Annotated in this window: 21 protein-coding genes and 1 pseudogene; 21 read left to right on the plus strand and 1 reads right to left on the minus strand. The window is 41.4% G+C overall.

The features are described from left to right. Positions 1-11 precede the first annotated feature (11 nt). The 7 genes from DXE44_RS01115 to DXE44_RS01145 all read left to right on the plus strand — a co-directional run bounded on the left by DXE44_RS01115 (position 12) and on the right by DXE44_RS01145 (position 7,269). Positions 12-1,055 carry a glycosyltransferase family 2 protein gene (locus DXE44_RS01115; protein ID WP_114651969.1) on the plus strand — a complete coding sequence of 348 codons (1,044 nt, stop codon included), beginning with the start codon at positions 12-14 and terminating at the stop codon, positions 1,053-1,055. Continuing rightward, entirely contained in the window at positions 1,048-2,295 is a 1,248-nt protein-coding gene (locus DXE44_RS01120) for a class I SAM-dependent methyltransferase (RefSeq protein WP_114651971.1), read from the plus strand. The genes DXE44_RS01115 and DXE44_RS01120 overlap by 8 nt, the downstream gene beginning before the upstream one ends. 47 nt (positions 2,296-2,342) lie before the next feature. Beyond that, entirely contained in the window at positions 2,343-3,578 is a 1,236-nt protein-coding gene (locus DXE44_RS01125) for a Gfo/Idh/MocA family oxidoreductase (protein WP_114651973.1), read from the plus strand. 12 nt (positions 3,579-3,590) lie between these two features. Continuing rightward, positions 3,591-4,667, plus strand: a complete 1,077-nt coding sequence (gene rfbG / locus DXE44_RS01130; protein WP_114651975.1) for a CDP-glucose 4,6-dehydratase — start codon at positions 3,591-3,593, stop codon at positions 4,665-4,667. Continuing rightward, positions 4,664-5,113, plus strand: a complete 450-nt coding sequence (locus DXE44_RS01135) for a dTDP-4-dehydrorhamnose 3,5-epimerase family protein (protein WP_114651977.1) — start codon at positions 4,664-4,666, stop codon at positions 5,111-5,113. Before rfbG ends, DXE44_RS01135 begins: the two co-directional genes overlap by 4 nt. A 200-nt stretch (positions 5,114-5,313) precedes the next feature. Further along, positions 5,314-6,183 (plus strand): class I SAM-dependent methyltransferase, encoded by an 870-nt coding sequence (locus tag DXE44_RS01140; RefSeq protein WP_114651979.1) that lies wholly within the window; start codon positions 5,314-5,316, stop codon positions 6,181-6,183. Positions 6,184-6,429: 246 nt separating this feature from the next. Next, positions 6,430-7,269: a hypothetical protein gene (locus DXE44_RS01145; RefSeq protein WP_231970521.1), complete on the plus strand. Its 840-nt coding sequence runs from the start codon at positions 6,430-6,432 to the stop codon at positions 7,267-7,269. A 102-nt stretch (positions 7,270-7,371) separates the two neighbouring features. Here DXE44_RS01145 and DXE44_RS11480 read toward each other — a convergent pair. Further along, positions 7,372-8,272 (minus strand): annotated as a pseudogene (locus tag DXE44_RS11480) (IS30 family transposase). Positions 8,273-8,505: 233 nt separating this feature from the next. On the opposite strand from DXE44_RS11480, the gene DXE44_RS01160 reads away from it, so the two are divergent. The 14 genes from DXE44_RS01160 (at position 8,506) to galE (ending at position 22,391) form a co-directional block, all read left to right on the plus strand. After that, complete coding sequence (locus DXE44_RS01160) at positions 8,506-10,290, plus strand: LIC12162 family transferase (protein ID WP_162785833.1); 1,785 nt, start codon at positions 8,506-8,508, stop codon at positions 10,288-10,290. Positions 10,291-10,346: 56 nt separating this feature from the next. Further along, positions 10,347-10,520, plus strand: coding sequence for a hypothetical protein (locus DXE44_RS10200; RefSeq protein ID WP_197712791.1), 174 nt, complete (start codon positions 10,347-10,349; stop codon positions 10,518-10,520). A 79-nt stretch (positions 10,521-10,599) separates the two neighbouring features. Further along, positions 10,600-11,157, plus strand: coding sequence for a YdcF family protein (locus DXE44_RS01165; RefSeq protein ID WP_197712792.1), 558 nt, complete (start codon positions 10,600-10,602; stop codon positions 11,155-11,157). Between the two features lie 212 nt (positions 11,158-11,369). Further along, positions 11,370-12,614 carry a DegT/DnrJ/EryC1/StrS family aminotransferase gene (locus tag DXE44_RS01170; RefSeq protein WP_114651991.1) on the plus strand — a complete coding sequence of 415 codons (1,245 nt, stop codon included), beginning with the start codon at positions 11,370-11,372 and terminating at the stop codon, positions 12,612-12,614. A 27-nt stretch (positions 12,615-12,641) separates the two neighbouring features. Then, entirely contained in the window at positions 12,642-13,415 is a 774-nt protein-coding gene (gene rfbF / locus DXE44_RS01175) for a glucose-1-phosphate cytidylyltransferase (RefSeq protein ID WP_114651993.1), read from the plus strand. A gap of 2 nt (positions 13,416-13,417) precedes the next feature. Beyond that, positions 13,418-14,554, plus strand: coding sequence for a DegT/DnrJ/EryC1/StrS family aminotransferase (locus tag DXE44_RS01180; protein WP_114651995.1), 1,137 nt, complete (start codon positions 13,418-13,420; stop codon positions 14,552-14,554). Next, positions 14,535-15,458: a glycosyltransferase family 2 protein gene (locus tag DXE44_RS01185; RefSeq protein ID WP_114651997.1), complete on the plus strand. Its 924-nt coding sequence runs from the start codon at positions 14,535-14,537 to the stop codon at positions 15,456-15,458. The genes DXE44_RS01180 and DXE44_RS01185 overlap by 20 nt, the downstream gene beginning before the upstream one ends. 1,012 nt (positions 15,459-16,470) lie before the next feature. Further along, entirely contained in the window at positions 16,471-17,322 is an 852-nt protein-coding gene (locus tag DXE44_RS01190) for a hypothetical protein (protein WP_114651999.1), read from the plus strand. 61 nt (positions 17,323-17,383) lie between these two features. Next, a complete protein-coding gene (locus tag DXE44_RS01195; protein ID WP_231970522.1) occupies positions 17,384-17,647 on the plus strand; it encodes a hypothetical protein in 264 nt (87 codons plus the stop codon). Then, entirely contained in the window at positions 17,644-18,810 is a 1,167-nt protein-coding gene (locus tag DXE44_RS01200; protein ID WP_114652003.1) for a glycosyltransferase family 4 protein, read from the plus strand. The genes DXE44_RS01195 and DXE44_RS01200 overlap by 4 nt, the downstream gene beginning before the upstream one ends. Before the next feature lie 23 nt (positions 18,811-18,833). Beyond that, entirely contained in the window at positions 18,834-19,949 is a 1,116-nt protein-coding gene (locus tag DXE44_RS01205) for an N-acetyl sugar amidotransferase (protein ID WP_269460686.1), read from the plus strand. Continuing rightward, positions 19,946-20,560 (plus strand): imidazole glycerol phosphate synthase subunit HisH, encoded by a 615-nt coding sequence (gene hisH, locus DXE44_RS01210; protein ID WP_114652005.1) that lies wholly within the window; start codon positions 19,946-19,948, stop codon positions 20,558-20,560. Before DXE44_RS01205 ends, hisH begins: the two co-directional genes overlap by 4 nt. A gap of 1 nt (position 20,561) precedes the next feature. After that, the gene (locus DXE44_RS01215) at positions 20,562-21,338 is read left to right on the plus strand and encodes an AglZ/HisF2 family acetamidino modification protein (protein WP_114652007.1); all 777 of its coding nucleotides are present in this window, start codon (positions 20,562-20,564) and stop codon (positions 21,336-21,338) included. 9 nt (positions 21,339-21,347) lie between these two features. Beyond that, entirely contained in the window at positions 21,348-22,391 is a 1,044-nt protein-coding gene (gene galE, locus DXE44_RS01220; protein WP_114652009.1) for a UDP-glucose 4-epimerase GalE, read from the plus strand. Positions 22,392-22,422: the final 31 nt, after the last annotated feature.

Below are 22,422 nucleotides of genomic sequence, written 5' to 3' on the forward strand. Positions count from 1 at the left end.
ATGCCTAGCTAATGAAGCTTTCAATTTGTATTCCAACCTATAATCGCGCCAATCTTTTGGTGAATTGTTTAAATTCCATAATTAGCTGTAAACGAAATTCTGATCTAAACTTTCAAGTGTGTATTTCAGATAATCATTCAACAGATGGTACGGAGGATGTTGTACGGGCAGCACAGTTAATTATTGATATTAAATATCAAAGAAACAGTAGCAATCTCGGGATCCCAAGAAATTTTCTTAACGTTGTTTCAATGGCAGAAGGGGAGTTTGTTTGGTTGCTTGGTGACGATGATATGTTAATGCCGTATGCTATTGAAAAATTGTATAGATTAATTGATGGGCATCCCGCCGTTGATTACTTCTTTGTCAATTCTTTTAATATATCTACGGAATTTATAAAAGGTTTTCCTGCGCCCTTTGACATTGTAAATTTGCCTAGTAATATGGACCCATATTCTAAATTTACGTTCGATGGTGAAAGACCTTTTTTACAGTTAATTGACCCTAAAATTACCTTTGACTTTCTTGGTATGATGTCATATTCCGTATTTAGAAGGGATTCATGGATTCGGAACACGAATGTCCTTGATGCAAAAGCGCTTCTAGATAAACGAACATTTTCTCATTTTGATAACACATTTCCTCATATAAAAATCTTTGCAAAAGCCTTTTCAAAATCTCAGGCTTACTTCAATGCAGAACCCTTAAGTGTCTGCGTCTCTGGGGCGCGGGAATGGTCTGATCTAAATCCGCTTGTTATGAGTGTGCGACTAATAGATGCGTTAAAGGAGTATCGAAATAATGGTCTGCCATATTGGAAATATGTGTATTGTAAAAACGATGCACTAAAATACTTTATACCAGATTTTATTAAAATATTGCTGTACAAAGAAAAGTCTGGCTATTCTTACGTTAGCCCGGTCAAATTGTTGCTTGAGTCATTTTTGTACCCTAATTTTTATCTATCATTTTTGTACGATATTGGAAGGCGCGTACGTAGAGTATTTGCCCGTATGGTGAAAATAATTGTTTCTAGGAGATCGCAGTATGAGTAATAGTAACTTTCATGAAATTAACTCATGCGAGGTGTGTGGCAACGACAAGCTTGAATCTGTTTTGGATTTAGGTCTTCACCCTATGTGTGATGATCTTGTAAGTGTTGATGATAACCGGGTCTGTATCGAATATCCTATTGAGATCTTATTCTGTAAAAAATGTAATACTGCACATCAGCGTTTTCAGGTTCCCAAAGAAAATTTGTTTCCTGCTACTTACCATTACCGTTCGCGATTTACAGCCGATGTGTTAAAGGGTATGAAGGGCTTGGTTGATTCCTGTGCTCAACGCTTTGGTAGCCTGGCAGGGAAAAAGGTGCTTGATATTGGATGTAACGACGGCAGTTTGTTAGATTTTTTCCATGCGCAAGAAGCGTTGACTATTGGTATCGAACCAACGGACGCGTATCTTGATGCTAAGGTAAAAGGCCATATTACCTATAATAACTTTCTATCGGAAAAGCTTACAGATTCCATTGTTGAGGCGCACGGTAAACTAGACTTTATAACCTTTACGAATGTGTTTGCTCATATTGAAGATCTGCAAGAGGTTCTTAGATCACTAAAAAAGTTAATATCTGATAACACTGTCATTGTCATCGAGAATCATTATCTGGGCTCGGTGCTTGATGGCAACCAGTTTGACACTTTCTATCACGAGCATCCCAGAACGTATAGTTATGGTTCGTTTGTGCAGATGGCATCTACCTTGGGAACTAAGTTAGCAGGTGTTGAATTTCCTTCAAGATATGGCGGCAACATCCGTGTCTTTCTGGGGAGCTCTTTGAATGCCGACTACACCGATACTGTCAATTTGACAGCTCTGGCACTTCGTGAAGGTAATTTTTTCAACGATTTCGATACGTTAAGAAAAAATATTAAGAGTTGGCTGGGGGTGAAGCATCAATTTCTTCAGGAACAATTCAAAAAATATGGCAAGTTACGTGCCAAAGCGTTTCCTGGCCGCGCCGCTATTTTAATTAGACTTCTTGGTATGGACGAGAATTTAATATCTGCTGTATACGAAAAACCTGGCTCGCTCAAAGTGGGGCATTATTTGCCAGGTACGCGAATACCTATTTGCTCGGATGATGATTTGTTTGCTCTACCAGATCAGACTCTGCCATTACTCAATCTGGCATGGCATATCCCTAAGGAAATTCGCCATTATTTGATGGAGCACAAATATACTGGTAAGCTTGTTGATATCTTAAGTGCAGAGGACTTTGCGACAAAGTGAAGTGCGAGTGGTATTGGATATTTGTGTCGTAATTAAAATTAGGCCTGATGTTAATTAATCCCGAACAATACTCATGTGCCTACCCTGATAATGTAGCTGTTATTGGTGGTGGTCGATGGGCTCGTGTACTTACTGAAGTGCTTTGTGATCTCGTTCCGTTGGGTGTGAAGTTGTCAGTACATTCGCCACGCAATGCAAAAATGATGGTGGCATGGGTTTCTGAGCGCGGGCTTGAAAAACGAATATCCGTGTCTTCTAGCTTGCCAAGCTTTCCTTCTGATGCGTCGTCTGCCATTATTGTCACAAATGCGGCATGTGACCATGAAAGATCGGTGGAATGGGCGCTAACGCAGGGTTATCCGGTCTTAGTTGAAAAGCCACTTTGTTTAAGTTTTGTTGCGGCTCAACGTCTGGCTAATTTGGCATTGGCTAGAAAAGTTTACTTGGCTACTGCTCACGTTTTTCTTTTTGCCAGTTATGTTGAGGAGTTCTCGAAGCATGTCGCTGATGTAAACAAAATTGTATCTATACGTGTTCTTTGGATGGATCCGCAATCTGAAAGTAGATACGGTGAAATAAAAAGTTATGATCCAGGCCTACCGATTTATGCAGATTGGCTGCCTCATGTCATTTCAATATTGGGTACTTTGGTAATTGGTAGAGATCTATTATGTGAACATTTGGATTTTTTGAAGGGTGGGGCACATTTAAAAATTAATCTTATTTATGGGCAAATTCCATGTGTCATTGAACTCGTTCGAAATGGAAATTCTCGCCAACGGGTAATTGAAGTAATCACAGATCAAAAAAAAATAACTTTGGATTTTGGCAAAGAGCCTGGCTCTATATATTCTGAAGCTACACTGTTAAGCGCTGATCAGAACTTGACTGATAAGCCTAAGCCAGTTGCTAGAATGCTGACGGCCTTTCTCCAAGGAGCCGCAGGTGGTATTCTTGATTCACGTTTGGACATGTCGATTGGTTTAAGTGCTAGTCACGCGATTAATCAAACAAAATTTCTTTATAACGCTGCTTTGTTGTCTTGGCTTAATAAAGAATTACTAACAAAACAGGATGGCATAAACAGCGATCTGTGTTATGCGCTGACTGAATTATTGCAGGCGCAAGACAATGGCTCATCTGTGCCATTGGCGATACGCATAGACTACCTATATCGACGTATTAAAGAGCTAGTCATGCCATTAAATATTAAACCAGAATCATGTACTGCAGACGTTATCAAGCTGATAATAAAACAAGGTAACATCTCCTCATACTTGTAACAGATAAGAATTATGCCTAATACACAATATTTGAATAAATCCTTTAAAAATAAAAAAGTTCTAATTACAGGCCACACAGGTTTTAAGGGCTCATGGCTCGCCTTTCTGTTAAGCGAGATGGGTGCAGACGTAATGGGATTTGCATTGCCACCGGCAACTACTGTTAATCATTTTAATTTGCTCGACCTGGATAAAAAAATTAAACACGTTGTAGGTGATATTCGAGATGCTTCAATGCTTGCGGCCACTATGAAAGAATTTCAACCCGAGTTTGTGTTTCATCTGGCCGCACAAGCTTTAGTTCGACCATCTTATGATGATCCGGGTGCCACCTTTTCAACCAATGTTATGGGTTCGGTTAATTTATTGGATGCGGTAAGATGCTGTGATTCAGTACGGTCACTGGTTTATATCACTTCAGATAAGTGTTACGAGAATGTAGAGTGGATTTGGGGCTATCGAGAAAATGATCTACTGGGAGGCCGTGATCCATACAGCGCTTCTAAGGCTGCGTCTGAGATTATATTTTCATCTTATGCGCGCTCGTTTTTTGCGCAACGTCCATCGTTAGGAGCTGCGACAACGAGAGCGGGCAATGTGATAGGTGGTGGTGACTGGGCAACTGACCGCATAATTCCCGATTGTATCCGGGCTATTGAGGCAGGTGCACCCATTCGCTTGCGGAACCCCGGCGCTACTCGCCCTTGGCAGCATGTATTAGAGCCACTTGCCGGTTATCTGTTGTTGAGTGCACGTTTGTATGAAGAACCTAAGCGTTGGGGTGGGTCGTGGAACTTTGGCCCTTCTACCAATGAAGTTCGTACGGTTCAGAATGTGGCGGAAGTTATTATTGGTCATTTAGGTAAAGGCCGCATTGAAGTTGTTGAATCTCCAGCACAGGTACATGAAGCGCGCTTGCTTCAGTTGAATTGTGATAAAGCCCATCAATTACTAGATTGGTATCCCCGCTGGAATGCAGAGATGACTTTGGAGTCAACAGCGCTTTGGTATAAAACCGTAATGAATGGCGGTAATGCTGAACAAATTACGCGAGCGCAAATTCATGATTTCTTTCCGGAGCTGACATGATAGAAGGTGTAATACTAACGCCATTACGGCAAATTTTCGATGAGCGCGGCAAAGTTATGCACATGCTGCGTGAAGACTCGCCTGTATTTTCACGATTTGGAGAGATTTACTTTTCATGCACACATCCGGGTGTAGTAAAGGCATGGCATTTGCATAAAGAAATGACCTTGAATTATGCTGTTATATATGGCGAAATCAAGTTTGTATTATTTGATGATCGCCCAAAAAGTTCTACACGCGGTGAAATTCAAGAATTTTTCATTTCCCCCGAAAACTATATGTTGGTGACAGTACCGCCTATGATTTGGAATGGTTTTAAAAGTGTTGGAACAACAGCTTCAATTGTAGCGAACTGTTCTACTTTGCCTCATAGCCCTGATGAGCTTGTGAGACGTTCTCCAAGTGATGTTGAGATACCCTATGATTGGGCGTTAGTATATAGATAAATTTTTTAAAAATAAGTATTAGTAGTTACTAATTAAATTAAATAGATTTAGCTTGACATAAGCAGTTATGTATTATCTGAAGCTTGAGTGTAGAAGTTAACACAAATAGCAAGACATTACTTCGGCGAAGGTGTCCACCAACAAAGGCAGTAAGTGATAGTTTTTTGTGATCCATTAAAAAACAATTAAATGAGTAGGATATGAAAGATATGAAAGATATGAAAGATATGAAATGTGCAATATGTGATGCCTCAAAGTATTATTTTTATGAGTACATGGATTTTTTTGGAAACCCAGTTGCTATTTATAAATGTATAAGGTGTGGTCATGGTTCTCATGATAAAGAATACTCGGCTGATGATTTTAATAATTTATATCGTGAAGATTATGCTGCGGGTTATATAGAATCATCAGATGAGGTATTTTTGAAAAGGCAAATTCAATATAAATTAGATGTTAAGTATTTAACTCAATTTTATACTGCCAATAAATCTTCTAGAGTTTTAGATTATGGATGCTCAAGCGGGAATTTTCTTGATGCAATGCCAGCTGCTTGGGTAAAAGTGGGGTATGAGGTAAATCAATCCCATATTGAGCATGTCAAATTAAACAAGACTGAAATAAAAATATTTGATCAGGTCAGTAATATTGACGGGAAATTTGACCTTATAACAATGAGGGGCGTTATTGAGCACATACAAAATCATAACAATCTTATAGATTTCCTAAATAATAAATTATTAGTAGGCGGAGGTTTATTTATTTCTGCAACACCAGATTTCACATCATTTCCTGCTTCATTTTATAAAGATGGTTGGAATCAAGTTAAATGCCCTGAGCATATACACCAATTTACACCCACATCACTATCTTTTTTGCTTGCTAAAGCTGGTTTGGTTCTTAAATGCCTGGCGCATCCTTATATTGAAACACCTTATGCAAACTGGGAAAAGGATAGGCTAAATTATTTAGCAAATGTAAAAAATATTGGAGATTCAAAATCTTTAAGAGAAGCCGGCCATGCGTTTCCTGGGAATATGTTGACTGCCTACTTTGAAAAAGTTGAATGACATCTAGTTGAGAGATTTGCCAAGCGAGCAGGATATTAAACTCTAAGTAGAAAATCCGACAATACTGGACGCAACGGTCAGATTAGTGCCGTCTAGTTTTTACGCGGTTGATTTGAAAATCTTTTTGGCTAGAGTGTTTTGAGGGTGCTTAAAAAAGGGTGGAAATGTCAATTTGGCATTCCTTGTTTTTTACAAGCCTAAAGCAGCATTAAATTACAATATGTGTGAGGCTGATAAAGTGCAATGATGTACCGATTATTAGAATTAATAAAAAACAAAATAATTTTTTTCTGGTTGCTTCATATGTCAATCATTCAAAAAAACACAAAATGGAAAGGTCTTCATAGTGGTGAGACGTGTTTGATTTTTGGAAATGGTGCATCACTGAGATACTATAACATTGCCGATATTACAAAAATGCCCTCAATTGGGTGTACATTTTCTCTCGTCGATAATCGTATGGTTAAATTTGGATTAGATTATTGTGTCGTGCCTGAACCTTATTTTTTCTATCCAGTACGCAGGGATAGTCGCTCAGATGCGATTGTGAGAAATTATATTGGTAAGATAATGATGAAAATCATTAAGCGTAATAAAAAATCACGCTTTTTTTGTTCCATAACGAATTATTATGCGTTTATGCATAGATTTGGAAATGTGAGTTATTGGTATCATGGTGGAGCAAAATCTTCTGAAAGCTTCGATCTAAGTGGTAAATTCGGCAGGTGTACTGGCGCGTTAGATATGATGCTGGGTGTTGCTCAATATATGGGGTTCTCAAAAGCTATCTTGATTGGTTGTGATTACTTAGGTAACCCCGTTATGGGAGGGCACTTTTATGCGGATGATATTCCAAAGTATGAAAATGCAGACATTACTTATGCTAATCGAATTAAAGGTGTTGCTGCCGATCTTGATATCCTTGTGTTGCTGCCAAAAGGTTCAAAATCTTCTCTATTCAAATCAATGTCGTTTGAAGAGTATTTCAATACGCAAGAAAAATATCATGAGAACTTTGAGATTGTTGATGATCAGTATTTATCTATGATGCGTATAGCCGCCTCCAAAATACAAATTGTAATGTGAGTGGGTAAAGCCAGCATATCAAAACTTCAGACATGCAAATATAAGATGATCTAACATACTACCGATTTATTGGGGTCTTCATGATCTGATTAAAAGGTGGATTCAAACACGAAGTGCAACACGGTTTAAGGATTGAGTAAAGACTTCATTCGGACTTCTAAATCCGAATCGCTTTCTGGGTCGGTTGTTTAATTTATCTTGGATCATTCTAAGCTCCTCATCCGTTACAGTCCATAACCGTCTTTTCTTGGGATGTATTGCCTTAGCAGCCCATTGAAGTTTTCATTCAATCCCCTTTGCCAGCTGGCAAAAGGATCGGCAAAGTACGTTGTGCTATTTAATGCAGCATAAAATTTGCCGTGTCCTGCAAATTCCTTCCGTTTGTCAAAAGTAATGGTTTTGACTAGTGGGGCTAAGGGACTCAGTTTGCTAATTATGGCGGTACTTACTAAATCAGCGGTTTTATTGATGACTTTGGTGATGAGGGCATAACCCACTCTTACGCTCTACTAAAGTCACTGCGGCTTGCTTGTGGTGGGCTCCAATGACGGTGTCACCTTCCCAGTGACCAACTTGGGTTCGATCCTCATATGGGCTGGGCGCTGGCTAATGGGCATTCTGCCGATGATCTGGCCTCTGCGTCCCCGACCACTGGCATAGCGCTTTTTACGCTTCTTTTGGTGGCGCAGCCGTTGATACGGGCTACCGCCAATCGCTTTATCGACATAGCATGACGGTAAATCGTCTCATGGCTAATGCCTACATAATTGGCAATTTGCACTGGGCTCCACCGCTCTCCCAGGCAATTAATCGCCTCATTCCAGATGGTAAGGGTAATTCGAGTAGCGTTACGAAAGCCTAAGGAGCGCTCTTATGTCAACAGAGTAGCTAACTTGGGGCGATAACCTTTGCCACCCGTATTACGCAAGAGCTCTCGGCTAATGGTCGACTTATGTCTATCCGTCAGCTTAAAAATCTTGCTTTGGGTTTTTCCGTCTTTCATGAGAATATAAATCTGATATCGTTCAGTTTAGCAAAGGTGTTGATAGGTCATGGCTACTTTGACTTGCAGGTTTAGAAGCTTTGAATGCTAAAACATCCTTAGCCACTACACATTTATCAAAGTTACACTTCGCGGTTGAATCCACCAAATATAACCATGGCCATGTCCCATAAAAATAATATCCGAAGCGAGATATGCTTAATTTTAATAATATGCCAATGATCCAAAGGCACTTGGTTACCACATCTGATGAGCGGTCATGGAAAACAGATCAACCATTACTATTTCTCGGTGAGTGGTGTCGGCTTTATGATAGAGCACAACATTGGTCTGGCCTTGATGCGATCGTCGCTCCCCCATTTAATTTTTCTATAGATCAGAAAAAAATACACATTGAATACGTGCAAGAGATGTCACGCATTTTGTTGGGGGAATTAACTCTTGCTCTCAATAGGATGCATGAAGTGAACCATTCTCAGCGTTATTGGGATATTCTTCTGGGCTATTGGCTTCAGCGATACGTAGCGGTAAGTTTTAATAGATATTTCACCATTAAGAATGTTATTGATCAGTATAAGATAAAAAGTACTACGGTCTTTGCGCTGAAAGATTACACATTGGCTACAGATGACTCAATTAACTTTTTGTACGCTTGCAATTCCCCACTTTGGAATCATATTTTTTATAAAGATGTATTGCAACATCTTGGTGGGTGTGAGTTGGAATATTTATCTTTAGTTGATGGCGAGATAGACTGTTTTAGATTTCATACTAATGGAGTTCAAGCGAACCAGAAATCTTTCTATAAGCAAGCAAGGCATGTCATTTCTCGTTTACTTTCATCTTTTAAAAGCAACAAGCACGCTTATATTTTTAATACCTATTTGCCAAGATGGCAAGAAGCCAAGCTTAATTTTTCTTTTGGGCAGTGCCCTCAATTATGGGAAAGCCCACCCATACAGTTCACCCCGTTAAATAAAGATCTACGATATCTTTTTAGAATTAACACAGATGGATATACTGGATTTGAAAATTTCGTACGACGTCAATTGCCGAAAACTATACCAATTTGTTATTTAGAGGGATATTCAAAGCTATGCAATCAGGCTGATTCCTTACCCTGGCCTACTAAGCCAAAGTTCATTTTTACTTCAACTAGTTTCGATAATGATGAGATATTTAAAGCCTGGACTGCTAAAAAAACGGAACAGAAAATACCTTATTATATTGGTCAGCATGGAAATCAATATGGGACTCATATATATATTGGGAATGAAAAGTGGCCTTTGCGTCAATCAGCAGATAATTTTCTAACCTGGGGGTGGCAATATGATAAAACTAAAGATATCCCAGCCTTTATTTTTAAAACCGCAGGTAAGAAAAAAAGAAATAGATCATTGAATGGAGGGCTGCTACTAATTGAGGTGTATCAACAGCATATGTGCGATCCATTTGATACTTATTATGAGCATGGGGTGTATTACAAAGAGCAGTTTGAGTTTGTTAATGCGTTACCTGCAGAAATTAAGAGAATGCTTACTGTTCGTCTGCATAACAGTTGGCATTTGACCACTTGGTCCGACGGTAGGCGTTGGGCTGATTTTGACCCTTCAATTCATATAGATTCTGGAATATTGCCAGTAGAGAAGTTGACCGCTCAAAGCCGTTTAGTTGTCCACTCGTACGACTCTACTGGCATATTGGAAACTTTGTCTTTGAATATCCCAACCCTATGCTTTTGGCATGGGGGACTTGATCATTTATTGCCTGTGGCAAAACCCTATTATGAACTTTTGAGAGGTGTTGGAATAATTGCCGATACTCCTAAGCAGGCCGCTGAGTTTGTTGCCTTAAATTGGGGTGATATTGATAAATGGTGGGCTAGTGAAGAGGTCCAGCGTGTGCGTCAAATATTTTGTAATCAGTATGCAAGAAGTGAAAATGAACCTGTAACTACTCTGAAGGCCATTCTCTGTAGGGCTAGCAATAATTTTACAGGACAAATTAAAAACGCCTGAAACAAGTATCAAGTATTAAATATTAAATATTAAATATTAAATTAAGTCTACCAGCAGTGCGCAAATTTAAGGGCGGTAATGCAAATATATCTTCACAAAATTCTGCCAGTTTTCCTGTTGCCTGTTGGCATTACTCTGATTCTTGTCATGGCCGGGCTACTGTTCAGACGCCGATCGTTTATCTGGGTTGGGCTAGCCGTACTTTGGTTGAGCAGCACTCCGCTGGTTAGCGACTTATTGGTTCGATCTGCAGAGACTTGGGCGGAGCGAAGACTAGCCATTGACGCCCCACGAGTAGATGCAATCGTGGTGTTGAGTGGCGGCCGAGTTGTCGCGCCGGGTGTGGCGGCAGTAAGCGAATGGGCCGATGCCAATCGATTTTTTGGCGGCGTAGAATTGTTCAAAGCGAACAAGGCGCCACTGTTGATTTTTACCGGAGGATGGGCGCCGTGGGAGCCCAAGGCCAAGCCAGAGGGTGAGTTATTGATCAAATACGCCAAAGCCCTGGGCGTGCCGGCTAAGAGTATGTTTACCACCGGCGCGGTAGTGAATACGGCAGAGGAAGCCGAAGCTGTTGCCGCACTTCTGTTACAGCGATCTTTCGTTGACACAGGGCGACGAGGGGCGCATCCGCATGTGTTGCTGGTGACTTCAGCCTTACATATGCTGAGGGCACAAGGGTTGTTTGAGCACGCGGGTCTGAAAGTGACGCCATTTCCGGTAGATTTCAAGGTATCAGCTGGCAGTGAGTTGGGAATCCTGGATTTTCTCCCTAGTGCGGGGGCTTTGAATCAAACTGAACAGGTGTGGCGCGAGATGTACGGTCGTGCGTATTATGGGGTGCGCAGCGTGAGAAAAACAAGATGAACGGATTAAGGTATGCGGAATAGACGGGCAAGGTCAGTCCTCAAGTTTTGCATCAGGTCGAATGAGTTTGTTCTAAAAAAATGGAGTGATAATAATTGCATAAAATAATACGGCTTAATTTTTTTGAGAAACTTACTGAGCGATTTCGAAGCGCTGCTTTGCCTTATAAATTTGGATTTGTGCATTGTCATTCATATCTAAATGATCGGGAAATGGTCCAGATTAAGATGATGCTGGAGACTAAGAATAAAAGTGAAAAACAGAGTGTAATACTAGAATTTGAAGATCAGTTTTCAAAACTGGTTGGGCGGGGGTCTTCTTCAAGTTTTGCTTCAGGTCGAATGGCCTTTTATGCATTAATGGAATGTCTCAATATAACTAAGGGGGATGAGGTTATATTGACTGCATTTACTTGCTCTGTAATGGTCAATGCAATAATGAAGCGAGGTGCTACTCCAGTATTTTCTGATGTTGATAGCAAAACCTTTGGATCAAGTTCTCTTGCCATTCAAAAAGTAATAACTAGAAAAACAAAGTTAATTGTTGCGCAACACTCATTTGGAATTCCGTGCGACATTGAACCTATCATCCAACTTGCTAAAGAGCATGGTATTTATGTTGTTGAAGACTGTGCACTTTCACTTAATTCATCTATAAACGGAGTTAAAGTCGGTAACTGGGGTGATGCAGCAATTTTTTCTTTTGATCACAGTAAGCCCCTAAATACAATAATCGGCGGAATACTATATACGCGAGATACTGAAATTCATGAGAAGGTTAATCATATATCAAGTATGTCTCCTTCACTTTCTTTTGAGCATCAAACAAATCTCTATAACCAAATGATATTTGAGAAAAGACATTACATGCCCAATAGATACCCACGTGCGGAAATATTTTCTAAATTGCGAAGCATTTGGGCGAGCATTTGGACGGGTAACCAAAACATTTTTTTTGATGAAAATAATAATAAACCTTTATCTAATAATGAAAGTTATCCATACCCTGCTAAGATGCCTGCTTTTTTGGCATTGCTAGGTACGTTTGAATTAAATCGATGGGATAAGAAGGAAAGCTTTAGAAAAAAATTACTCGCAAGTATCATTGGAATAATTAAAAAAAATGAATATTGCTCATATTTACCTGAGGTTTACAGTGATACTACGAGAGATATTGTACCGCTGCGTTTTGTATTATCAGGAGACGAATCTCATGAGATATCGCAAAAAATCAAAAAATACATAGATGTAAACTGGGTATGGTTTCGGCAACCAATTGTTGGTGCAACAGATGGATTAGAAAATATTGGGTATGTAAGTGGTTCCTGCGAGGTTTCTGAAAAGATCTGTTCAACTATCATCAATTTCCCGTGTAATATAAATGAGGGCTATGAGCAATTGTTATTGAATTGCATCGACAACTCTTTTAATAATCAAATGGCCAATTTTTCTAATTAATTTTTTTACAAAAGGTCTCTGTTAAATATGAAAGTTGTTATTCTTGCAGGTGGGTCTGGTACTAGGCTGGCCGAATTTACTGACGTTATTCCAAAGCCAATGGTCCCTGTTGGCGGGCAACCTATTTTATTGCATTTGATGAATATTTTTGCTCGTTATGGCCACGTTGATTTTCACATAGCACTAGGCTATAAGGCGCAAGTAATTAAGGAATACTTCTTGAATTATTATGCGCTTAATTCTGATTTTACAGTTAATTTGGCAGATGGCAGCATCACAAACCATGCTAGTAAACCTGTTGATTGGAGAGTAACGCTGGTTGATACGGGTCTTAATTCTATGACCGGTGGTCGCGTAAAGCGAATGCGAAGCTATGTTGGGAGTGAAACATTTTTACTTACATATGGTGATGGTTTGGCAAATATTGATGTAGATGCCTTGATTCGTTTTCACAAATCACATGGAAAAATGGCAACTGTAACGGCGGTACACCCGGGTGCCAGGTTTGGCGAGCTTGCACTCGACAAAAACAACTCTGTAAGGTCTTTTAAGGAGAAGCCGCAAATGGGTAGTGGCTGGATCAACGGAGGTTTTTTTGTTATTGAGCCGACTTTCCTGGATTTAATTCCTGATGATGAAACGATTCTTGAGAAGCAGCCTTTAGAACATGTGGCGTCCATTGGTGAGTTAATGGCATACCAGCATGATGGATTTTGGCAGTGTATGGATACCATTCGCGACCACAATGTACTTGAGGAATTATGGGCTAGTGGTAAGGCGCCATGGAATTATGAAAGTTAGTAATGAGTAGTTTGATTAGGCTGTCAAAATCATGCATCGCCGAACCAGAAAAACTCGCGGTTATGGGCGTTTTAGATCGTGAATTTCTTGGCATGGGCGCCGAGGTGCAGAGGTTTGAACAAATGCTTACTGAGTTCTTTGGCCGGTCAACAGTGTGTGTGGTAAATGGCACCACCGCATTGCAATTGGCTTTGCAAGCATGTGAGATAGGCCCAGGTGATGAGGTGTTGGTTCAGTCGCTCACATATGTGGCGAGCTTCCAGGCTATTTCTGCTACAGGTGCAAGGCCTGTAGCCTGTGATATTGAGAACGCAACGTTGACATTAGATTGGCGTGATGCTGAAAAACGTCTTACAACCAAAACGAAGGCGATTATGCCTGTACATTACAGCGGTGGTGTTGGTGCTCTGAATGAGATGTATGCCTTTGCCCGTAAGCATGGTTTACGTGTAATTGAGGACGCAGCTCACGCTTTTGGCTCAGTGTACCAAGGCCAACGTGTTGGTGGCTTTGGAGATGTAGCGTGTTTTAGCTTTGATGGTATTAAAAATATCACAAGTGGCGAAGGCGGATGTGTCGTAACTGATGACCCCGATGTATTGCGTAGAGTTCAAGACGCACGATTATTGGGGGTCGAAAAAGATACCGAGAAACGCTATATGGGGCAACGCAGTTGGGAATTCGATGTGTCTGCCCAAGGCTGGCGTTATCACATGAGTAATATGATGGCGGCAATAGGGATGGAACAACTCAAGCGTTTCCCAGAAATGGCGTCTAAAAGGCAGCGTTTGGCAAATCGCTATGATGAATTGCTGTGTGATCACCAGAACATTCAAATCCGAACTCAAGACTATTCAGCAATCGTGCCACATATCTATGTCGTACGTATTAAAAATATGCCGAATCGTAAGCTACTGCAGCAAAGGTTGCTAGATCTTGGGATACAAACAGGTATTCATTACCAACCCAATCATGTGCTTAGTTTTTATAGCGAAGTAAATGCCTTGCCATTGCCTATCACAGATTCTGCTTTCTCTGAATTATTATCGCTTCCATTGCACCCAGACTTAACTGAGGACGACGTTGAGTTTGTTTGTACTACGCTGAAGGAGGTTCTTTGTGACTTTCACACAAAGTGATGCTTTAAAATTGGGTAAGGAGCCTTTGGTTAGTGTTGTGATGAACTGCTATAACAGCGCTAAGTATTTGCGGGAGAGTATCGATAGTGTGCTTGCGCAAACCTATAAAAATTGGGAGATTATTTTTTGGGATAACCAATCTACCGATGAGAGCGCTAAAGTATTCCTTAGTTATGCTGATGAAAGATTTCACTATTATTTGGCCCCTGAGTTTACTAAATTAGGTCTGGCACGTAACCTGGCTGTTGCTCAAGCTAAGGGTGATTGGCTCGGTTTTTTAGATTGCGATGATATGTGGTTGCCTGCGAAGTTGGAACAACAGCTAGATATTGTCATTCATGAAAGCTCTGACTTGGGTTTGGTATATGGGCAATGTTTGGTAATAAAAGGCGACAGCGAAGTAAAAACTGGTTGGGCGAAAAGGCAGTACAAGTATGGCAATAAAACAAATTTAAAGGCCTTGCCCGAAGGTTGGATTCTTCAGAAAATACTGAAGCTTAATTTTATCCCTTTATTAACGGCAATTGTTGCTAGCGATGTCTATCATCAAGTTGGCGGCATATCACCACATTTTGAACAAGCGGAAGATTATGAATTATTTGTAAAAATTTCAGCCACTAAAAAGGTGCGTGCGGTTCAGGATGTTGTAGCGTTATATAGGGTTCACTCTAGTAACATTTCACATGGTAATGAAGAAAAGAATTTTTCAGAATGCATAGAAATTGTCGGTAGGTTTTTACCTGATCCAATAGCTAAGGCTGGTTTGCATTGCCAACATACTATTCACGCAATAATTTTAGCTAAAAATGGTAATTTAATAAGTGGGCTTTTACACTTTATTATGTTCGGTAGTTTTCTTGAATTATATATGCTCATCTATAAGAAAATTACGCGTAAACTTTAGGAAAATCAGAATTAACGTCGCATCGTTGCTCGCTTCACCGATTTGCTCAAGGTGCCAATAGTGGTTACTACGACTGGCGTGCTCGTCATTCCAGTAATTGTTCTCATGACAGCCGACGATTTTTTTTGCAATGCATCCACGCGCTGCATGCGGAAAGCCAGGGCGTATTTGACAGCCCTCCCATGCTTGATGAATTACATTGCGAGGGTGAACTTGCCCCACCTATTCACCCACCCTTAACTGGGTAAATTACTTTATCAAGATACTAGCCACTTGAATTTTGATGGTTCAAGTTATGTTGCACCGTATATAGTTAAAACTATTAATTCCAGTAAGTAACAACTCGTTCAATTTTATTCCCTCAATTTATGTAACTTAAGCGCCACTTAAGTATTAAAATATAAAATGTTTTTACTTTGTTAAAACTAGTTTTGTGGCAGAGAGTTAAGAGTAGGCCTGATTATTTGTTGGTACTATATGATTATTTGATGTTCTAAGGGTAACCAAAAAATTGAAAAGAGGCTTTTATCGTGATTGTGATAACACGGTACAGAGTACTGACTGAATTTGCTTTAGATTTTATGACAGGGTGCCGTATAAGCGATTAAACTGTATCAACCCAATAATTTAGCTGCCTTTATAATCCTCCCTATATTTTCTAAAAAATGAGTAATTAAATGAATTTAAAACGGTCTTTATCAATATTCGTATTTCTCTCGACTATACTATACCCACCTTTTATCTTTAGTGTTATTACACCAACCTTAATCCGAGTATTTTTTTTTTCATAATAGTATTTCTTCTTCTATTAAAATCAGCTCATTTTAGAGCAATTGATTTTGTTAGTGCGGGTCTTGTTGTACTAGTTTGTATTATCGGAATTACCGCTGATGCAGGTAGTGAAAATATTATCACGTCGCTTAGCACTGCCTTAACACTTGTTTTTGCTCTAAGTCTATCAAGAGCGATTCGTGATAATGTTGATTTTCGAAGTGCATTTATTTCAGGATATTTGGTTTTATTTTTTTTAATTCCCTCTTTTGTTATTCTTGGATTCTTTTGGGGTTTAATATTAAATACAGATATTAATATTTTTTCTATTCCGGTGGCTGTGGGCGGAAACCTTAATAAGTTTAATTTATTTGGGGTGCTGCTGGATAAAGATCCGCTAATGGGCTTCGATATATACAGAAGTTTTTCATATTTCCTTGAGCCCGTATATCTTTCGCCGTATTTGGCATGTAATTTTTATTTGGTTTCTGAAATTTTACCCAATCCCCAAAAAAATAGATTTAAATGGCTGAATGGCATAGCGGGAATTTTTACATTCTCATATCTTTTCCCTATTGTTCTTATATTTTTATTCATGATTAATAGGAATAAAATTTGCATTAAAGTAGTTTTTTTAATGATAATTATCTTCACTCTTGTAATTTTTGGTGTAAGTTATGATGTTTCTAATTTGTTCTACGAAGTGTTTTATAGAAGTAGTTTGGAAGAGAGATTGTATCGAATGTCAATATTTACGTTCTTAATGCAAAATTCTGATGCCATTCAAATTATTTTTGGCCGGGGGTATGTCTTTAAAGTTCCTGATTTTAATATGGACATTAGCTCGGGAATTTTAAATCAGATTGTTGAGGTTGGTCTTGTAGGTGCTGTTGCAATGTTTGTATTTGTTCTTAATGTTGTAAGGCGCTGGGAAATATTATTTTTTTACGTTTTAATTAGCTTGATTTTCGCCCCCTTAAAAATGCCATTTTTTTGGGTGTTATTGATCATTTTGTTAATTTATTACGAGTCATTGGGAGAGTCAAAAGTGCAAAATCAACAACAAGGGTATTATTTCAAGTTGAGGCGATAATAGAGGATGTATCCATTGAACAAAAAATGAGGATGATGTGCCGCGTGTAGTGGTTATATTCATGAATCCGGTGTTGTTTAGCATGCCACACATTGTGACGCTTAGTACTGTTACAGCTAGCCAAGCTGGTAGTGCATCGCCAGCCTTGCTGCAGTTCCCCCTGATTGTTCGAAGCATGTGTCATCTCATTGCCTGTTGTCAGGGCAAAGGGATTGCAGATTTAGGGAGCGCTTGCTCATACCGTCAGCAGTTGAAAATAATCGCAGCCAATATGAAAATTATGCAGGTTAGCGAAAATGGACTCAGAATTTTCTTAAAGCCATGATCATTAACGAATGTGCGACAAAAATAACTATTGGTATAGATGCCTCACGCAACCGATCGGGTGGTGCGGTAGCGCACTTGATCGGCATCTTGACTGAGTTTAGTCCATCAAAACACGGTGTTAAATCCATTCATGTTTGGGCTTTTCGTTCATTGCTTGATCAACTGCCAAATTTCCCTTGGATTGTAAGGCATAGTCCGGTTGCACTTGAGCGATCGCTTTTTAGCCAGCTAATGTGGCAGGCAACCGCGCTTGATAGTGAAGCGAGAACGGCAGGTTGTGACATTCTTTTTTCCACTGATGCTAGTACTCTTTGTTGTTTTGAACCATTGGTGGTTTTAAGTCAAGATATGTTATCTTATGAGCCCAAGGTCATGCATTATTTCGGTTACGGTCTTGCACGTTTGCGACTCATCGCTATTCTTGTGATACAAAATTTTGCGTTTAGAAGAGCTAAAGGCGTTATTTTTTTGACCCAATATGCCGCCAATGTTATACAACGATCATGCGGCTTTTTACCCTCCTTTGTTTGCATCCCACATGGTGTTGATACATCGTTTAAACTGGCTAAACCATCAAATGTCTGGCCTGTAGTAGGTGGGGGGCGACCTATCAGCTGTATTTATGTGTCAAATGCGGCAATGTACAAGCATCAATGGGTTGTAGTTGAGGCAATTTCTCAATTGAGAATGCTTGGCTACAATTTGATGCTCAACTTGATTGGTGGTGGTCAAGGAAGAGCTCAGCAATTGTTGCAGGATGCAATTTCAGTTGCAGATCCAAGTGGCGTATTTGTAAAGCAATTTGAATTCTTACCGCATGAAGATCTGCCTGCGTTGTTGGCAGAGTCGGATCTATTTGTGTTTGCCTCAAGTTGTGAGAATATGCCGGTGACTTTGGTTGAAGCGATGGCAGTAGGCCTACCCATAGCGTGCTCTAATCGTGGTCCGATGCCCGAAGTGCTTGGGAATGGGGGTATATACTTTGATCCGGAAGATGCCGGCTCTATTGCTGACGCCATTGAGCAAATTATTAAATCGCCATCACTTCGCTTGTCCATCGCTCAAAATGCAAAAACCCTTTCACAGCAATATAACTGGAAGCGCTGTGCCGATGAAACCTTTGCATTTATCGTAGAAACCAGTCTGAGAACCAAGTCATGAACATGCGCCCTTATCAAATTTGCATGCATTGCATTATGGATACTTCCGATCCAAATATCATATTTGATCAGCATGGCCGATGTGATTACTGCAATAACTTTGAGTTTACGATCAAGCCAAATTGGCATACGGATCATGAAGGAGAAGTAGCCCTTAATTTTTGGGCCGAAAAAATTCGGAAAGAGGGTCAGGGCAAAGATTTCGACTGCATTATTGGGCTTAGCGGTGGCTTGGATAGCTCATATGTTGCCTACATTGCAAAGGAGAAGATGGGACTGCGCCCTCTTTTGTTTCATGTTGATGCCGGCTGGAATACTGACCAAGCTGTGGGAAATATTGAAAAGTTGGTAGATGGCTTGGGCCTTGATCTTTATACTGAGGTGATTAACTGGGAGGACATGAAGGATTTACAGGTGGCGTTTTTGCAGTCGCAAATACCCGATCAGGACCTCCCGCAGGACGCCTCTTTTTTTTCTAGTCTGTATAAATTCGCCCGGAAGCACAATATTAAAACTATTATCACCGGCTCTAATTTTTCTACTGAGTGCTGCCGAGAGCCCGAGGAATGGGGGGGTTATTTGGGGATAGACAAGTGGCTCTTTAAAGATATCCACGCTCGGTTCGGCAAACGCCCTCTTGAGACTTTTCCCTTGGTTGATATTTTGGTGTCCAAGGTCTTTTACCAACGGATCATTGGTATGAAGGTGGTTATGCCACTAAATATGTTGCCTTTTATAAAGAAGGACGCCGAGGATGAACTTGAGCGCCGGTTTGGTTGGCAGAGGTTTCAGCATAAACATCATGAATCGCGCTTCACCCGTTTCTACGAAGATTACTGGTTACCGCGCAAGTTTGGTTTTCATAAGCGGCGGGCTCATTTTTCAAGCCTGATAATGACTGGGCAAATGACGCGTGATGCGGCACTCGCGCGTATTGCGCGCCCAGAGATGGATGAACATTTTTTGCAGCAAGAATTCGAGTATGTAGCCAACAAGCTGGACCTGGCCGTGGATGAGTTGGAAGAGATTTTTGAAGGTGAAAACAGGACATACCGCGACTACCGCAATAAGCGCTGGCTGATAGGCCTTGGCGCCAATGTTTTGCGCTGGATGGGTTTGGAAAAAAGGTTTTTCCGATGATTCATGTGGTTGATTACGGTCTTGGCAACGTGCAAGCCTTTTTGACGCTTTACAAACGGCTTGGGTTTGAGGCTACCCGCGCCAAAACAGCGGATGATTTAACTGGCGCCAGCAAGATCATTCTGCCGGGTGTGGGTGCGTTCGACCATGCTATTGAATTGCTGGACCAATCGGGTATGCGGCCCACTTTAGAAACTTTGGTTTTGCAAGATAAGGTGCCCGTCCTGGGGATTTGCGTAGGGATGCAACTATTGGCTTCAGTTAGCAACGAGGGGTATTTGCCAGGCTTGGGCTGGTTGCCGGGTAAGGTACGCGCATTTCGTTCAGACGAACGATCGGCAAGTTTGCCGCTGCCGCATATGGGCTGGAATGATGTACAGCCAAAGCCAGGGTCGCCTCTGTTTGCAGGATTTGAATCTGATGCACGGTTTTATTTTTTACATTCTTATTATTTTGAATGTGACGAACCGTCACATGTTGCTGCCACGGCATCCTATGGGCTGGCTTTCAGTTGTGCCGTTTCTGCTGGTAATGTCTATGGCGTGCAGTTTCATCCTGAAAAAAGTCATCATTTCGGCGCGCAGTTGCTGAAGAATTTTGCGGAGCTTTGAGATGCTGCGTCCAAGAATTCCGCCTTGTCTTCTGGTGCACAAGACCGGTCTTGTCAAAACCGTTGGATTTAAAGCACCCAAGTACGTAGGCGACCCAATCAACGCGGTCAAGATTTTTAATGAGAAGGAAGCGGACGAGCTTATTGTTCTAGATATCGATGCAACGGTAAACAATGCCGAGCCCAACTACCGAATGATCGCCAATCTGGCCGCCGAGTGCAGGATGCCGCTTTGTTATGGGGGTGGTATAAAGACCCCTGCGCAGGCCAAGCGGATTATCAGCTTAGGGGTTGAGAAGGTGGCGATCAGCTCTGCAGCGGTTGAGCACCCAGAATTGATTACACAAATTGCAGATGAGATCGGTCGCCAAAGCGTGGTTGTAGCGTTGGATGTTAAAAAACGATTGTTCAGCAAAGACTTCGATGTTTTTACCAGGAATGCGCGCACCAACACCAAACGTAGTGTTTTTGACCTAGCCGCTGAAGCCGAAAAGCTAGGGGCTGGTGAGCTGCTTATTAATTCGATTGACTTGGATGGTGCGATGACCGGTTACGACTTGATCTTGGCCGCGAAAATCAGACAGGCAGTAAATATCCCCATCAGCATTCTTGGCGGGGCAGGCAGTTTGGATGATATTGAAGCCTTGATCCGTACCTGTGGTGTTATTGGCGCTGCAGCAGGTAGTTTATTTGTGTTCAAGGGTGCGTATAAGGCGGTGTTGATTAACTACCCCACCTTGGCGCAGCGCGATGAATTGATCCGTAGGGCATTTTATTAATTACACTTTATGAAAACCATCCTTATCACTGGTGGCGCCGGTTTTATTGGCTCCCATGCCTGCGATGCGCTTGCGAAGGCGGGGCATCAACTGGTCATTCTCGACAATCTCTTTAACAGTCGCGCTGATGTCATTGATCATCTCGCCACTCTTTGCGGCAAACGTCCGGTGTTTATTCAGGGCGACATTCGCGATAGCGCAATACTTGACAGTCTATTTGCGGCCCACCCAATCAGCGCGGTCATGCACTTCGCTGGACTTAAGGCGGTTGGCGAGTCAGCCGAAAAGCCGCTCGACTACTACGACAACAACGTCATTGGTACACTGCAATTGCTCGCCGCCATGGGCAGGGCTGCAGTAAAGACACTCGTTTTTTCCTCCTCAGCCACCGTTTATGGCGATCCTGCCAACGTGCCTATCCGTGAAGATTTCCATCGCTCTGCCACTAATCCTTACGGTCGCACCAAGCTGATGATAGAAGACATCCTCACCGATTTGTATCAGGCCGATCCCCAGTGGCGGATTGCCCGCTTGCGCTACTTTAATCCAGTGGGCGCACACGAATCTGGCCTGATTGGTGAAGCCCCGCAAGGACTGCCCAATAATCTCATGCCCTACGTGGCGCAAGTGGCGGCTGGCCAGCGCGAGTACCTCAATGTTTGGGGCGATGACTACCCGACGATTGATGGGACGGGGGTGCGCGACTATATCCATGTCTGCGATCTGGCTGATGGGCATGTCGCCGCACTTGATTATTTGAACCGTGTGCATGGTCTGCTGACACTGAATCTGGGCACCGGTGCGGGCCACTCAGTACTGGAAATAGTCAAAACTTTTGAGAAAGTATGTGGGCGTATTATCCCCTATAAGATTGGGCCGCGTCGAGCTGGGGATATTGCTAAGTGTTGGGCAGATACCACGCTGGCGCAGCAACTACTGAACTGGAAAGCTAGCCGTGGTTTGGAGCAAATGTGTGCCGATGCTTGGCGGTGGCAGCAGGGCAGCGTGGCTCTGAGTTATTTGCAAGGTGATGAGAAATATGAGCAAGGGTAAGCCATACACCATAGGCATAGACACCACCAAC

It is taken from the genome of Polynucleobacter necessarius (genome assembly GCF_900095175.1).
Classification (GTDB): Bacteria; Pseudomonadota; Gammaproteobacteria; order Burkholderiales; family Burkholderiaceae; genus Polynucleobacter; species Polynucleobacter necessarius_I.